A 13,829-nucleotide genomic window follows, 5' to 3' on the forward strand; every position below is an offset into this window, starting at 1 on the left:
CGCGTGGCCTGGATTCAGGACGCGCGACTCACGCGCTGCGGCGTGTGACCGTGATCGCGAGATCGCGCAGCTGAGCTTTCGCGCCCGCTCCGAGCGGCGCCGCGTCGAGCGCCGAGATCGCCCGCGCGACGTTCTCGGCGATCATGCGCTCCACGGTGTCCACCGCACCCGATTCCCGGATGGTGAGCTGCAGCGTCCGCACCTGCTCCGGCGTCAGGTCGGGGTCGCCGAGCAATTCGTCCAGCGTCGCCCGCGCCCCGGAGGGGACCGCCTGGCGCGTGAGCGCGATGAGGACGGTCCGCTTGCCTTCGCGGAGGTCGTCCCCGCTCGGCTTCCCGGTCACATCCGCGTCGCCGAAGACACCCAGCAGGTCGTCGCGCAGCTGGTACGCGATCCCGAGGGGGAGCCCGAACGAGCGCAGCGCATCCAGCTGGCCGACGGTCGCGCCCGCGAGACTCGCGCCGATCAGCAGGGGCGACTCGATGGAGTACTTGGCCGACTTGTAGACGATGACGCGCTCGGCGCGGGCCAACTGGTCCGCGTCGGGCCGGCCGGCCCAGCCGATCTCCTCGAAGATGTCGAGATACTGTCCGGCGGTCACGTCGATCCGCATCCGGTTGAACTCGGCCCGCGCCGCCCGTCGCGCCGGTGCGCTGACCAGCTGGGTGAGCCCCTCATCGAAGAGCTCGTCGCTGAGGATGAGGAGCAGGTCGCCCAGGAGGGTCGCGGCGCCGGTCCCGAACGTCGCGCCGGAACCGCCCCAGCCTTCGGCGTCGTGGAGGCGCTCGAACCGCTTGTGCGCGGCGGGCGCACCGCGGCGGGTGTCGGAGTTGTCGATCAGGTCGTCATGCACGAGGGCGGCGGCGTGGAACAGCTCGAGCGCGCTCGACACCGAGACCACCGCGTCGAGCGCTCCGCCCGCGGGGATCGCGCTCACATCGGAGGCGTCGGCGTCGTCGTCCCCCGCGGTCCGGACCGCCTGCCATCCCCAGAAGCAGAACAGCGCACGGAACCGCTTGCCGCCGCTGAGAAAATCCCTTGAGAACGCTGCCACCGGAGAGAGCTCGTCGGCGATGGAGACGAGAATGGAGGCACGCGCATCGAAGAATCCATCGATTCTTGACTGGATGAGGTCGACGAATCGGATGCTTTCAGACACACGCCTAGCCTAGCCAGACACGTGAGGTCTAGAATCAGCCTCACTGAAGCTCTCGAACCCGCGAGAAAGAGGGGGAATCGGATGCCGCTTTCGGAACACGAGCAGCGCCTCCTCGAAGAGATGGAACGCAGTCTCTATCAGAACGATGCAGACTTCGTCGCGAAGGTCGGAGGCAAGCGGGCCAGACCCGCGTACCGTTCGATCGTTCTGGGCATTCTGCTCGCCGTCGTCGGCGTGGGCGTGCTCATCGCCGGCGTCTACTACCAGCAGCCGATCATCGGGATCCTGGGCTTCGTGATCATGTTCGCCGGGGTGCTGGTCGCCATCGCACCCGGCAAGCGCATCGCCGTCGAGCCCGGCGCAGCCGAGCCGAAGCGTGCAAAGGCACGTGGAGGCCAGACCGGGTTCATGGACCGCATGAACGACCGCTGGGACAAGCGAAACGACGGCAACGAGGGGTAGACCCCTCCACAACGCTCCACCGAGTTCTTCGAAAAAGGGCCGATCCATACGGATCGGCCCTTTTTCGTGTCCGATCGCGGTCACATCCACTCCACTTCCCTCCACTGGGTTCTCCCGCGGAATCCCGGGTCTTTGCGTACCCATTTCGGGGCAATTTGCGTTCCGTATCCTGATTTGTGGATGAAAGTGGAGTAAAGTGGAGGCACACCGCAACCTGGGCCGGAGAGTGGGGGTGGCAGCCGATGTTCCTCGGTACGCATGCCCCGAAGCTCGACGAGAAGGGGCGCATCATCCTCCCGGCCAAGTTCCGGGACGAGCTCGAGTCGGGCCTCGTCCTGACCCGCGGCCAGGAGCACTGCGTCTACGTCTTCTCCAAGGCGGAGTTCGAATCGCTCCACGAGAAGATCCGCCAGGCGCCGGTGACCAGCAAGCAGGCCCGCGACTACCTCCGCGTCTTCCTCTCGGGGGCGAGCGCAGAGGTGCCGGACAAGCAGAACCGGGTGACCATCCCGGCCTCGCTCCGGACGTACGCGGGACTGGATCGCGACCTCGTCGTGATCGGTGCGGGCAGCCGCGCCGAGATCTGGGACGCCCAGGCGTGGGAGACCTACCTGGCCGAGCAGGAAGCAGCGTTCGCGAACACGGAGGAGGAGGTGATCCCGGGACTCTTCTGAGCCGTGCGTCCCTGACGCCGGACTCCCAGCCATACGCCCTGACACCACTTCCCCGGTGTCAGGTCGGGATGGATGGGGATCCGGAACCAGGGGCGGCGGACCGTCCCGATCGACCATGAGCGACTCCGACAACTCCCGCATCCACACCCCGGTCCTCCTCGAGCGCGTGATCGAGCTGCTCGCCCCTGCGCTGACGAAGCCGGGCGCCGTCTTCGTCGACGCGACGCTCGGGATGGGCGGCCACTCGGCCGGGATCCTGGAGCGCTTCCCTGAGGCGATCCTGGTCGGTCTCGACCGCGACCCCGAGGCCCTGGGGATCGCGGGGCAGCGCCTGGAGCGCTTCGGCGACCGCGTCCACCTCGTCCACACGGTGTACGACGGCATCCGCGAGGCGATCGAGGGCCTGGGCTTCCACGAGATCGACGGGGTGCTGTTCGACCTCGGCGTCTCATCCCTGCAGCTCGACCGGGTCGAGCGCGGCTTCTCGTACTCCAAGGACGCACCGCTCGACATGCGGATGGACTCCACCAGCGAGCTGACCGCCGAGACCGTGCTGGCCGAGTACTCGGAAGCGGACCTGCGCCGTATCTTCCGCGACTACGGCGAGGAGAAGCTCGCCGGACGCTATGCCGCCCGGATCGTCGAGGCGCGCGAGCACGCGCCGCTCGTGCGCTCGGGCCAGCTGGTCGACCTGATCACCAAGGCGACGCCCGTCGCGGTCCAGCGTCAGGGCCACCCTGCGAAGCGTGTGTTCCAGGCGCTCCGCATCGAGGTGAACCAGGAGCTCTCGGTGCTGCAACGGGCCATCCCCGCGGCGGTGGATGCGCTGGCGGTCGGCGGCCGCATCGTCGTGGAGGCGTACCAGTCGCTCGAGGACCGCATCGTGAAGCGCGAGCTGCAGGCCCGCTCGGTGTCGAGCGCTCCCGCCGGGCTTCCGGTAGAGCTGCCCGAGCACCGGCCCGAGCTCAAGCTGCTGATCCGCGGCGCCGAGCTGGCGGATGAGGACGAGAAGGCCGCGAACCCGAGGGCCACTCCGGTGCGCCTGCGGGCGGCGGAGCGGGTGCGTCCCGCGACCGGACGAGACGACACGAGGAGGCGCCCGTGAGCACCAACCTGGCAGAGGCGATCCCGGCTCCGGCGCGCAAGCGCCCGGCGGCACTGTGGCGCGGAGGTGCGATGCCGGCTCCCGTCGAGGAGCCGACGCGCACCCACCTCGAGGTCGTCCCCACCCGGTCGCAGCGCCGGGCCCGGCCGCGCGCCCTCTACGCGGGCGTCGCCGTCGCCACGCTGCTGGCCGTCGTGGTCGCGCAGCTGCTCCTGAGCATCGGCATCTCGCAGGGTGCATACCAGCTGCAGACCCTCGAGTCGAAGCAGACGCAGCTCCAGCGCTCCTACCAGTCGGTCTCCGAAGACCTGAACCGGGTGTCGTCTCCGCAGAACCTGGCCGCGAACGCGAACGCGCTCGGGATGGTCAGCAACAGCAGTCCCGCCTACCTGCGGCTCTCCGACGGCGCCGTCCTCGGTGCGCCGCAGCCTGCCAACGGTGCGGCCGGGACGGTGACGGGCAACCTGGGAAACCTCGTCCCGAACTCGCTGCTCGCGGGCGTCCCGCTGGTGACCCAGCCGCAGGGCGCGGCGAACTCTGCACAGACGACGTCGCCTGCTGTGAATTCCACAACTCCGGGAGCGGCTACCGCAGCCGGGACCGCCCCGACCGTACCGTTGCAGGGAGCGTTGCCGACCCCGGTGACGCACTGACGACGGGACGGGCGCTGGCATGGTCGACAGGAAGATGCTGCGGCGGAGAACCGCGGTGACGGTGCTCGCCGTCGCGGCGACCGTCGGCATCCTCGGCGCCAAGCTCGTCGACATCCAGGTGGTCCGCGCGGATGCGCTGCAGCGGCAGTCGGTGCAGGCCAAGGAGGTGTCGACGCCCCTCCTCGGCAATCGCGGCGACATCGTCGACACCGACGGCACCGTGCTCGCGACCACGATCTACACGTACACGGCGGCCGCCTCACCGAAGGATGCCATCGCCGGAGGCCGCGAGAAGATGGTGCAGGCCGCCGCGAAGATCGGCGGGATCACCGGCCAGGGCGGGGACGCCGTTGTGGCTCTCATCGACGCGGCGCTGAAGAACAACCCGAAGTCGCAATACGTCCTTATCAAGTCCGGGATGGACGTCGCCGCCTTCGACAAGCTCGACAAGCTGCCGTACCCGTGGCTGACCTTCACCAAGAAGCAGGCACGCAGCTACCCGAACGGGGCGGTCGCGGGCAACCTGCTCGGGTACCTGTCCGCCGGCGGCGACGCCGGACTCGAGAAGAGCGAGAACGGCTGCCTCGCGGGGGAGAACGGCGACGAGACCTACCAGCGCGGGGCCGACGGCGTCGCCATCCCCGGCAGCACGGTGGTGCAGAAGCAGGCCAAGGACGGCGGAACCCTGAAGCTCACGATCGACGGCGACCTGCAGTGGTTCGCCGAGCAGACGCTGGCTCAGCAGGTGGGCGCGACCGGATCGAAGTTCGGTTTCGTGACCGTGGCGGAGGCCAAGACCGGGAAGGTCAAGGCGATCGCGCAGTGGCCGGCCCTCGATCCGAACAACATCGACGCGACGGACCCGTCCTACTGGCGGCTGCTGCCGTTCACCGACCCGTACGAGCCCGGTTCCACCTTCAAGGCGCTGACCGCCTCCATGCTGATCGACCAGGGGAAGGCGACGCCGACGACTCCGGTGCTCGCCCCCTATTCGTGGAAGTCGGGCAACGGGGCCGACCTGCACGACTCCGGCTACCACGATCCGCTGCGGCTCACCCTCACCGGTGTGCTGATGATGTCGTCGAACACGGGCATGTCGCAGCTGGGCAGGGCGCTGACGGACCAGACCCGCTACGACTACCTCAAGAAGTTCGGCATCGGCGACTCCACAGGCCTCCCGTACCCGAACCAGTCGGACGGCATCCTGAACCCCGTCAAGGACTGGGACGACCAGACCAAGTACGCGACCATGTTCGGGCAGGGCGTCTCGGCCACCCAGCTGCAGATGGTGGATGCGTACCAGGCGCTCGCGAACGGGGGCACCCGCATCCCCCTGTCGATGGTGGAGGGATGCGAGCACCCGGACGGGTCGGTCACCGACGTCCCGAACAGCAAGCCGACTTCCGTCGTGTCCCCGCAGGCGGCCGCGACGACGCTCGGGATGATGGAGTCCATCGTCACCTCGGGCGAGCTCAAGAAGCAGCTGCAGATCCCGGGCTACCGCATCGCCGCCAAGACCGGAACGGCCCAGCAACCGGACGGCAAGGGCGGGTACCTGCCGTCGTACTACGTGTCCGTGATGGGCGTCGCTCCGGTGGACGATCCGCAGTACGTCGTTTCGGTCAACCTCGGATACCCGACTACCATTACTTCGTCGGCAGCCGCCGCTCCGCTGTTCCACACGATCATGAGTCAGGTGCTGAAGACCTACCGGGTGAAGCCCTCGACGTCGAGCCCGGCCGACTACCCTCCGTACTACTGAAAGTGAGCCCCGTGACAGGACCGGCGCCCATCTCTCTGCGCCCCGAGCATCCCGTCGCCCGCCCGCTCGCCCAGCTGGTAGCGGAGTTCGGGCTGGACAGCCGCGGCGACCTCGACGGCGTCGAGGTCACGGGCGCAGCCCTGGCGAGCTCCGCCGTGGAACCCGGCGATCTCTACGTCGGCGTGCCCGGCCGCAACGCGCACGGCGCGAGCTATGCGACCGCTGCCGCCGAGGCGGGGGCGATCGCCGTGCTCACCGACGAGGACGGCGCGGCTCTCGCGGCCGCCTCCGGACTGCCGGTCATCGTCACGCCCGACCCGCGCGGCGCCCTCGGCGCCGTCTCGGCCTGGATCTACCGCACCGACGAGAACTCGGCGACGCTGTTCGGCGTCACGGGGACCAACGGCAAGACCAGCGTCGTCTACCTGCTGAACGCGATCCTCGGCCAGCTGGGAGTCGTGTCCGGCCTCAGTTCGACGGCCGAGCGCCGGATCGGCGACACCGCCATCACGAGCAAGCTCACGACGCCGGAGGCGAGCGAGCTGCACGCCCTGCTGGCCCGGATGCGCGAGGAGGGTGTGCGCGCCGTCGCCATCGAGGTCTCCGCGCAGGCGCTCACGCGCCGCCGCGTCGACGGCATCGTCTTCGACGTGGTCGGATTCACCAACCTCAGCCACGACCACCTCGACGACTACGCCCACATGGACGAGTACTTCGCCGCGAAGCTCGAGCTGTTCCAGCCCGACCGCGCGCGACGCGGTGTCGTCACGGTCGACTCCGACTGGGGCCGCGGCGTGGTCGAGCAGTCGCGCATCCCCGTCGCGACGCTGACCAGCTCGCCCGGCACGGACGCCGAGTGGAGGCTCACGGTGCTCGAGGAGTCCCTCACGCACACGTCCTTCGCGCTGGAGGGCCCGGACGGCCGCCGGCTCGAGACGCGCGTTCCGCTGCTCGGTGCGTACAACGCCTCGAACGCGGCGCTCGCGATCGTCATGCTGGTCGAGTCCGGCTACGACCTCGACGCCATCGGAGCGGCGCTGGAGCGCGACGGCGGGATCGACGCGTACATCCCCGGCCGCGCCGAGCGCCTTTCGGGAGACCGCGGCCCGGTCGTCTTCATCGACTACGGCCACAGCCCCGACGCCTTCCTCTCCACGCTGAGCGCCCTGCGCAAGGTCACCGACGGACGCATCGTCATGGTGTTCGGCGCCGACGGCGACCGCGACACCACGAAGCGCACCGACATGGGCGCCATCGCCGCGCGCGGTTCGGACGCCGTGGTGATCACCGACTTCCACCCGCGATGGGAGGACCCGGCGGGCATCCGGGCGGCCCTGCTGGAGGGGGCGCGCGGCGCCGTGCCCGACCTCGAGCTGTACGAGGTGCCCGACCCCCGCACGGCGTTCCGCACGGCTCTTTCGCTCGCGGGCGAGGGCGATGTCGTCCTGTACGCCGGACCGGGCCACGAGGACTACCAGGAGGTGGCCGGCCAGCGGCTGCCGTACTCCGCCCGCGAGGATGTGCGTCTCGCGCTGCGAGAGGCCGGGTGGCTGTAGATGATCGCCCTCACCCTGGCCGAGATCGCGGAGGCCACCCGCGGCACCCTGCTGCTCGACGGCACCCACGTCTCCCCGGAGACCGAGCTCTCCGGGCCGTCGACCACCGACTCCCGCGAGGTCGTCCCCGGGACCATCTTCTTCGCCAAGCCCGGCGAGGTGACCGATGGTCACCTCTTCGCGCCCCAGGCCGTCGAGGCCGGAGCGGCACTGGTCGTCGTCGATCACCCGCTCGAGCTGCCCGTCCCGCAGCTGCTGGTCGAGGACACCGTGGTCGCCCTCGGAGACCTCGCCACCGAGGTCATCGCCCGCGTTCGTGCCCTGGGCCTGCTCAAGATCGTCGGGATCACCGGCTCCAACGGCAAGACCACCACCAAGAACCTGCTTCGGGCCGTGCTCGAGCAGGTCGGCCCCACGATCGCCCCGCGCGCCTCGTTCAACAACGAGGTGGGCGCGCCGGTGACGATGCTGCAGGTGACAGAGGAGACGCAGTTCCTCGTCGCCGAGATGGGCGCCAGCGGCATCGGAGAGATCGCCCGCCTTGTGCGGATGGCCCGTCCGGACGTCGGCGTGGTGCTCAAGGTGGGCCTCGCCCACGCGGGCGAGTTCGGCGGGATCGAGAAGACCCTGCAGGCGAAGACCGAGATGGTCACCGATCTGCTGGAGTCCGACGTCGCCATCCTGAACATGGACGACCCGCGCGTCGCCTCCATGGCGGACAAGACCGTCGCCCGGGTGCTGTGGTTCGGGCTGGACGAGCGCGCCGACGTGCGGGCCACCGACATCGTCTCCGATCGCCGGGGCACCTCGTTCACGCTCCACCTGCCGTCGCCCGACGGGGGAGAGGGCCCGTCCCGTCCCGTGCGTTTCCAGGTGCTCGGCGAGCACCACGTGATGAACGCGCTGGCCGCGGCTGCCTCGGCCCACACGCTGGACGTCGACATCGACACGATCGTCGCCGCCCTGCAGACGGTGGAGACCGCGGAGCGCTGGCGCATGGAGGTCATGGGCAGCAGCGAGGTGACCGTCATCAACGACGCCTACAACGCGAGCCCCGACTCGATGGCGGCCGCGCTGAAGACGCTCGCGCAAATCGCCGAGCCCGGCGGGCGCACGATCGCCGTCCTCGGCGAGATGAGCGAGCTCGGCGAGTTCTCCGGCGAGGAGCACGACCGCATCGGGCTGCTCGCGGTCCGCCTCGGGATCGACCAGCTGGTGATCGTCGGACCGGCCGCGCGTCGCATGCACATCACCGCGATCAACGAGGGGTCGTGGGACGGCGAATCGCTGTACTTCGACACGCAGGACGCCGCGCTCGACCACCTCCAGGGTGCATTGCGCCCCGGCGACACGGTGCTCGTGAAGTCCTCCAACTCGGCCGGGCTGCGCTTCCTCGGCGACCGACTGGGAGAATCCTTCTCGTGAGAGCCCTGCTGACCTCCGGTGCGCTGTCGATGGCGTTCACGCTGTTCCTGACGCCGCTGTTCATCCGGCTCTTCCGCCGCCTCCAGTGGGGGCAGTTCATCCGCGACGACGGCCCGCAGAGCCACCACGCCAAGCGCGGCACCGCCACGATGGGCGGGATCGTCGTCATCCTCGGCACGCTGTTCGGCTACTTCACGGCGCTCCTGCTGACCGGGGACGAGACCAGCGTCTCAGCCCTGCTCGTCCTGTTCCTGATGGTCGGCTTGGGCGTCGTCGGCTTCATCGACGACTTCCTCAAGACCCGACGGGAACGCAGTCTCGGCCTGACCGGGTGGGCCAAGGTCGCCGGGCAGGTGGTCGTGGCGACGGTCTGGGCGTTCCTCGCCATCCGGTTCCCCAACGGCAACGACTACACACCGGCGTCGATGAGCGTCTCGTTCATCCGCGACCTCCCGGCGATCGACTTCGGCTCGATCACCAAGTTCGGCGTGATCGGCGTGCTCGTCGGCTACGGGCTCTACCTGATCTGGATCAACTTCCTGGTCGCCGCCGCGTCCAACGGGGTGAACGTCACCGACGGGCTCGACGGGCTCGCCTCGGGCGCGTCGATCCTGGCGATCGGCGCCTACATCATCATCGGGTTCTGGCAGTCGATCCAGTCATGCGCGAGCGTCAACCTGAACCCCGAGAACATCCCGAAGTGCTACGACGTCCGCGACCCGTTCGACCTCGCCATCGTGGCGACGGCGATCGTCGGTGCGGTGGTCGGCTTCCTGTGGTGGAACACCTCGCCCGCTCAGATCTTCCTCGGCGACACCGGCTCGCTCGCGCTCGGCGGCGCGGTCGCGGCCCTCGCGATCCTGAGCCGTACCGAACTGCTGCTCGTGCTCATCGGCGGCATCTTCGTCATCGAGGCCGGGTCGGTGATCGTGCAACGGGCGTACTTCAAGCTCACGCACGGCAGACGCATCTTCCTGATGAGTCCCATCCACCATCACTTCGAATTGAAGGGATGGGCGGAGGTGACCGTCGTCGTCCGGTTCTGGATCATCGGCGGCCTGCTGGTCGCGGCCGGCGTCGGCTCCTTCTACCTCGAATGGCTCGCCACATGAGCGAGCTCGACGAGCGGCTCGCGTCGCTCACCAGCTGGCACTCCGACTGGAGCGGCCTGCGCGTCGCCGTTTACGGCCTGGGCGTCACCGGCTTCTCCGTCGCCGACACCCTCGCCGAACTCGGCGCGGACGTCCTGGTGGTCGCGGCGAAGGCCGACGACGAGCGGCGCATGCTGCTCGAGGTGATCGGCGCCGACCTCGTCGAGCAGGCCGACCTCGAGGCGCCGCCGGAGCGGTTGACCGCGTTCGATCCGGAACTCGTCATCGCGTCGCCCGGTTTCCACTGGGACCACCCGCTCCTCGTCTGGGCGCAGCAGCGCGGCACGGCCGTCTGGGGCGACATCGAGCTGGCGTGGCGGCTGCGCGACAAGGTCGCGCGTCCCGATGGCGCCGAGGGTCCGGCGGACTGGATCTGCGTGACCGGCACGAACGGCAAGACCACGACGGTGCAGCTCACCGCGACGATGATCCTCGCCGCCGGTCGCCGCGTCGCCCCGTGCGGCAACATCGGCGTCCCCGTGCTCGACGCGATCCGCGATCCTCAGGGCTTCGACGCGCTCGTCGTCGAGCTCTCCAGCTATCAGCTGCACTGGGTGAACCGGAACGCGGGCGGCGAACTCTCGCCGTACTCCTCCGCCTGCCTCAACATCGCCGACGACCACCTCGACTGGCATGGCTCTCTGGAGGCGTACATCGCCGCTAAGGCGAAGGTCTACGACAACACGCAGGTCGCCTGCGTCTACAACAAGGCCGATCAGAACACGCTGCGCATGGTCGAGGAGGCCGAGGTCGTCGAGGGCGCCCGCGCGATCGGCTTCGGGCTGGGCGTTCCCGGCCCGAGCGATTTCGGGATCGTGGACGGCATCCTCTGCGACCGCGCGTTCCTGGAGGACCGGGCGCACGCCGCGATCGAGCTCACCACGCTGGACGAGCTGCAGGAGGCCGGACTCGCCGCCCCGCACGTCGTGGCGAACATCCTCGCGGCCAGTGCGCTCGCCCGCTCGTACGGCGTCGACCCGCAGGTCATCCGTGACGTGCTGACCGCCTTCCGCCTCGACGCCCACCGGATCGAGCTGGTCCGGGCCGAGGCGGGCGTGAACTGGGTCGACGACTCGAAGGCCACGAACCCGCATGCGGCCGACGCGTCGCTGCGCGCCTATCCCTCGGTGGTCTGGCTGGTCGGGGGCCTGCTCAAGGGCGTCGACGTGGATGCGCTGGTCGGCCGGCACGTCGGGCGCCTGCGCGGTGCGGTACTGATCGGCGTCGACCGCGACGCCCTGCGGGCCGCATTCGAGCGACACGCGCCCGAGCTTCCCGTGCTGGAGGTCGACGCCCGCGAGACTGAAGAGGTCATGCCGACGGCGGTGCGGCTGGCCGGCGGTCTCGCCCGTGAGGGCGACACCGTGCTGCTCGCTCCGGCGGCGGCATCGATGGACCAGTTCGCCGACTACGCAGAACGCGGCCGCCTGTTCCAGGCAGCGGTCAACGAGTATTTGGGAGGTGAGGCGGATGACGAGTCCGCCCCGCGTCCCGACCCGCAGCAGGGCTGACCGAGCCGCGCAGCAGCAGCACGCCCAGCGTCAGCACGCTCAGCGGCCACAGCCGCACGCGCCGCAGGAGCCGCCGGCCGAGCAGGCCACCACGCGCCTCGGCGCGCTGACCACGCGCATCCAACTCGGTCGCTCCATGACCTCCGAGTCGGCCAACTACTTCATGCTGCTCGGCATCACGCTGTTCATGGTCGTGTTCGGCCTCGTCATGGTGCTGTCGTCCTCGTCGGTCGAGTCGCACAACGACAGCGACAACTTCTTCTCACGGTTCTGGTCGCAGGGCGCGTACACGCTCGTTGGCCTGCCGCTGATGTTCGTGGTGTCGCGCATCCCGCGGGCGTTCTGGCGCCGGACGATCTGGTTCTTCCTCGCCGCCGCCTGCTTCCTGCAACTGCTCGTGCTCTTCACCCCGCTGGGCATGGAGATCGGCGGCAACCGCAACTGGCTGAAGATCGGTTCGCTGACGGTGCAGCCGTCCGAGGCGATCAAGCTGGCCCTCGTCGTCTGGCTGGGCGTCGTGCTCGCCCGCAAGCGGGACGTCCTCACGCAGTGGAAGCACGTCGCGATCCCGGTGGTCCCGGTCGCGGGCGGCGCCGTTGCGCTGGTGACCCTCGGCGGCGACCTGGGGACGACCATGATCATGGCCGCCCTGATCCTCGGCGCACTGTTCTTCGCGGGTGTGCGGATGCGCTACCTGGCGGCCGGCGTCGTCGGAGTGGCGGTCGTGGCGTTCTTCGTCGCCATCTCGAGCGCCAGCCGGCTCGGCCGCATCGCCGCCATGTTCGGCGGGTCGAGCGCGGCCAACCCCGACGTCAATTGGCAGATCAACAACGGCTTCTACGCGCTCGCGTCGGGCGGTGTCTTCGGCGTCGGTCTCGGCAACTCGCACTCGAAGTGGTCGTGGCTTCCGGCCGCCGACACCGACTTCATCTTCGCGATCATCGGCGAGGAGCTCGGACTGATCGGCGCGATCGTCGTCCTGCTGCTGTTCGTCATGCTCGCGGTCGTGTTCCTCCGCATCATCCACGCGTCGACCGACCCGTTCGCACGCGTCACGACGGCCGCCATCATGGTGTGGCTGATCGGGCAGGCGTTCGTGAACATCGCGGTCGTGCTGGGCGTCATCCCGGTCCTGGGCGTGCCGCTCCCACTGATCTCTGCGGGTGGAACTGCGATGATCAGTTCCATGATCGCCATCGGAATCGTGCTGTCGTTCGCGCGGCAGTCCCACCGTGACTCCCTGGCCGCCCACGACGCCGGTGCGGCGGGCCCGCGGGCATGACGCGCTACCTTCTTGCCGGCGGGGGCACCGCCGGCCACGTGAACCCCCTGCTCGCCGTGGCCGACCGTCTGCGCCGAGACGACCCCGCCGCAGAGGTGCTGGTCCTCGGCACGAAGGAGGGGTTGGAGGCGCGCCTCGTCCCTCAGCGCGGATACGAGCTGGCGACCATCCCGAAACTGCCGTTCCCGCGCCGCCCGAACGCCGCCGCGCTGCGTTTCCCCGGCGAGTACCGGCGGTCGATCGCGAGCGTGCGCGACCTCATCCGCTCCCGAGGGATCGACGCCGTCGTGGGCTTCGGCGGCTACGCCGCCGCTCCGGCCTATTCCGCCGCCCGCAAGGAGGGCGTGCCCCTCGTGCTCCACGAGGCGAACGCCCGGCCCGGACTGGCGAACCGCCTGGGCGCGCGTTACACGCCCTGGGTCGGGGTGGCCTTCGAGGGCACGCCGCTGCCGCATCCCACCTTCGTGGGCATGCCTCTCCGGGTCGAGATCGAGCAGCTCGACCGCGCCGCCGCACGCCCCGAGGCGGCCGCCGAGTTCGAGCTGGACCCGGAGCGTCCGACGCTGCTGGTGACCGGCGGCTCTCTGGGCGCCCGTCGCATCAACCAGACCATCGCCGCGCGGGCACAGGAGCTGACCGCGGCCGGCTGGCAGGTGCTGCACATCCAGGGCGGCCGCGGCGAGCTGACCGATCCCGGCGTCGAGCACTACCGCCTGCTCGACTACTGCGACCGGATGGACCTCGCCCTCGCCATCGCCGACCTCGCGGTCGCCCGCGCGGGGGCCGCGACCGTCTGCGAGTTCGCGGCTCTCGGCATCCCTGCCGTGTACGTCCCTTTCCCGATCGGGAACGGCGAGCAGCGCTACAACGCCGCCGGCGTCCTCCGGGCCGGGGGAGGCGTGCTGGTCGACGACGCCGAGTTCCAGCCGGCCTGGGTGGATGCGCAGCTGCTGCCGCTTCTCGCCGACCGCGACCGCGTGGCCGAGATGGGCCGGCGGGCCGCCTCGGCGGGGGTCCGCGACGGGTCCGACCGCATGGTCGCGCTCATCCGCGGCGCGCTCCTGGTCGGCTGAGAGCGAACGGTGAGCC

The 13,829-nt window shown here is 69.7% G+C and carries 12 protein-coding genes; 11 read left to right on the top strand and 1 reads right to left on the bottom strand.

Going from position 1 to position 13,829, the window contains the following annotated elements:
* Nucleotides 1-28 precede the first annotated feature (28 nt).
* On the bottom strand, nt 29-1,159 hold the full coding sequence (locus QRN40_RS14100) for a polyprenyl synthetase family protein (protein ID WP_285116333.1): 1,131 nt from the start codon (nt 1,157-1,159) through the stop codon (nt 29-31).
* Nucleotides 1,160-1,240: 81 nt separating this feature from the next.
* Between QRN40_RS14100 and QRN40_RS14105 the strand changes: the two genes are divergently transcribed.
* The 11 genes from QRN40_RS14105 (at nt 1,241) to QRN40_RS14155 (ending at nt 13,813) form a co-directional block, all read left to right on the top strand.
* Entirely contained in the window at nt 1,241-1,621 is a 381-nt protein-coding gene (locus QRN40_RS14105; RefSeq protein WP_285116334.1) for an SCO2097 family morphological protein, read from the top strand.
* A gap of 242 nt (nt 1,622-1,863) precedes the next feature.
* Entirely contained in the window at nt 1,864-2,295 is a 432-nt protein-coding gene (gene mraZ, locus QRN40_RS14110) for a division/cell wall cluster transcriptional repressor MraZ (RefSeq protein WP_115697105.1), read from the top strand.
* 115 nt (nt 2,296-2,410) lie between these two features.
* Nucleotides 2,411-3,400, top strand: coding sequence for a 16S rRNA (cytosine(1402)-N(4))-methyltransferase RsmH (gene rsmH / locus QRN40_RS14115; protein ID WP_285116335.1), 990 nt, complete (start codon nt 2,411-2,413; stop codon nt 3,398-3,400).
* Nucleotides 3,397-4,053 carry a cell division protein FtsL gene (gene ftsL / locus QRN40_RS14120; protein WP_285116336.1) on the top strand — a complete coding sequence of 219 codons (657 nt, stop codon included), beginning with the start codon at nt 3,397-3,399 and terminating at the stop codon, nt 4,051-4,053. Before rsmH ends, ftsL begins: the two co-directional genes overlap by 4 nt.
* A 19-nt stretch (nt 4,054-4,072) precedes the next feature.
* Entirely contained in the window at nt 4,073-5,815 is a 1,743-nt protein-coding gene (locus QRN40_RS14125) for a peptidoglycan D,D-transpeptidase FtsI family protein (protein WP_285116337.1), read from the top strand.
* 11 nt (nt 5,816-5,826) lie between these two features.
* Complete coding sequence (locus QRN40_RS14130; protein WP_285116338.1) at nt 5,827-7,371, top strand: Mur ligase family protein; 1,545 nt, start codon at nt 5,827-5,829, stop codon at nt 7,369-7,371.
* A complete protein-coding gene (locus QRN40_RS14135; RefSeq protein WP_285116339.1) occupies nt 7,372-8,796 on the top strand; it encodes a UDP-N-acetylmuramoyl-tripeptide--D-alanyl-D-alanine ligase in 1,425 nt (474 codons plus the stop codon).
* Entirely contained in the window at nt 8,793-9,908 is a 1,116-nt protein-coding gene (gene mraY / locus QRN40_RS14140) for a phospho-N-acetylmuramoyl-pentapeptide-transferase (RefSeq protein WP_285116340.1), read from the top strand. The genes QRN40_RS14135 and mraY overlap by 4 nt, the downstream gene beginning before the upstream one ends.
* Nucleotides 9,905-11,458 carry a UDP-N-acetylmuramoyl-L-alanine--D-glutamate ligase gene (gene murD, locus QRN40_RS14145; RefSeq protein ID WP_285116341.1) on the top strand — a complete coding sequence of 518 codons (1,554 nt, stop codon included), beginning with the start codon at nt 9,905-9,907 and terminating at the stop codon, nt 11,456-11,458. Before mraY ends, murD begins: the two co-directional genes overlap by 4 nt.
* Nucleotides 11,418-12,740 (top strand): putative lipid II flippase FtsW, encoded by a 1,323-nt coding sequence (gene ftsW, locus QRN40_RS14150; protein WP_285116342.1) that lies wholly within the window; start codon nt 11,418-11,420, stop codon nt 12,738-12,740. The genes murD and ftsW overlap by 41 nt, the downstream gene beginning before the upstream one ends.
* Complete coding sequence (locus QRN40_RS14155) at nt 12,737-13,813, top strand: UDP-N-acetylglucosamine--N-acetylmuramyl-(pentapeptide) pyrophosphoryl-undecaprenol N-acetylglucosamine transferase (RefSeq protein ID WP_285116343.1); 1,077 nt, start codon at nt 12,737-12,739, stop codon at nt 13,811-13,813. The genes ftsW and QRN40_RS14155 overlap by 4 nt, the downstream gene beginning before the upstream one ends.
* Nucleotides 13,814-13,829 lie beyond the last annotated feature (16 nt).

Origin of the sequence: Leifsonia sp. fls2-241-R2A-40a (genome assembly GCF_030209575.1) — a bacterium.
Classification (GTDB): Bacteria; Actinomycetota; Actinomycetes; order Actinomycetales; family Microbacteriaceae; genus Leifsonia.

Excerpts from the sequence above, each read along its gene's own strand:
- QRN40_RS14125 (WP_285116337.1), top strand. The coding sequence starts at position 4,073 with ATGGTCGACAGGAAGATGCTGCGGCGGAGAACCGCGGTGACGGTGCTC.
- QRN40_RS14105 (WP_285116334.1), top strand. The coding sequence starts at position 1,241 with ATGCCGCTTTCGGAACACGAGCAGCGCCTCCTCGAAGAGATGGAACGC.
- QRN40_RS14155 (WP_285116343.1), top strand. The coding sequence starts at position 12,737 with ATGACGCGCTACCTTCTTGCCGGCGGGGGCACCGCCGGCCACGTGAAC.
- ftsW (WP_285116342.1), top strand. The coding sequence starts at position 11,418 with ATGACGAGTCCGCCCCGCGTCCCGACCCGCAGCAGGGCTGACCGAGCC.
- QRN40_RS14135 (WP_285116339.1), top strand. The coding sequence starts at position 7,372 with ATGATCGCCCTCACCCTGGCCGAGATCGCGGAGGCCACCCGCGGCACC.
- mraZ (WP_115697105.1), top strand. The coding sequence starts at position 1,864 with ATGTTCCTCGGTACGCATGCCCCGAAGCTCGACGAGAAGGGGCGCATC.
- rsmH (WP_285116335.1), top strand. The coding sequence starts at position 2,411 with ATGAGCGACTCCGACAACTCCCGCATCCACACCCCGGTCCTCCTCGAG.
- murD (WP_285116341.1), top strand. The coding sequence starts at position 9,905 with ATGAGCGAGCTCGACGAGCGGCTCGCGTCGCTCACCAGCTGGCACTCC.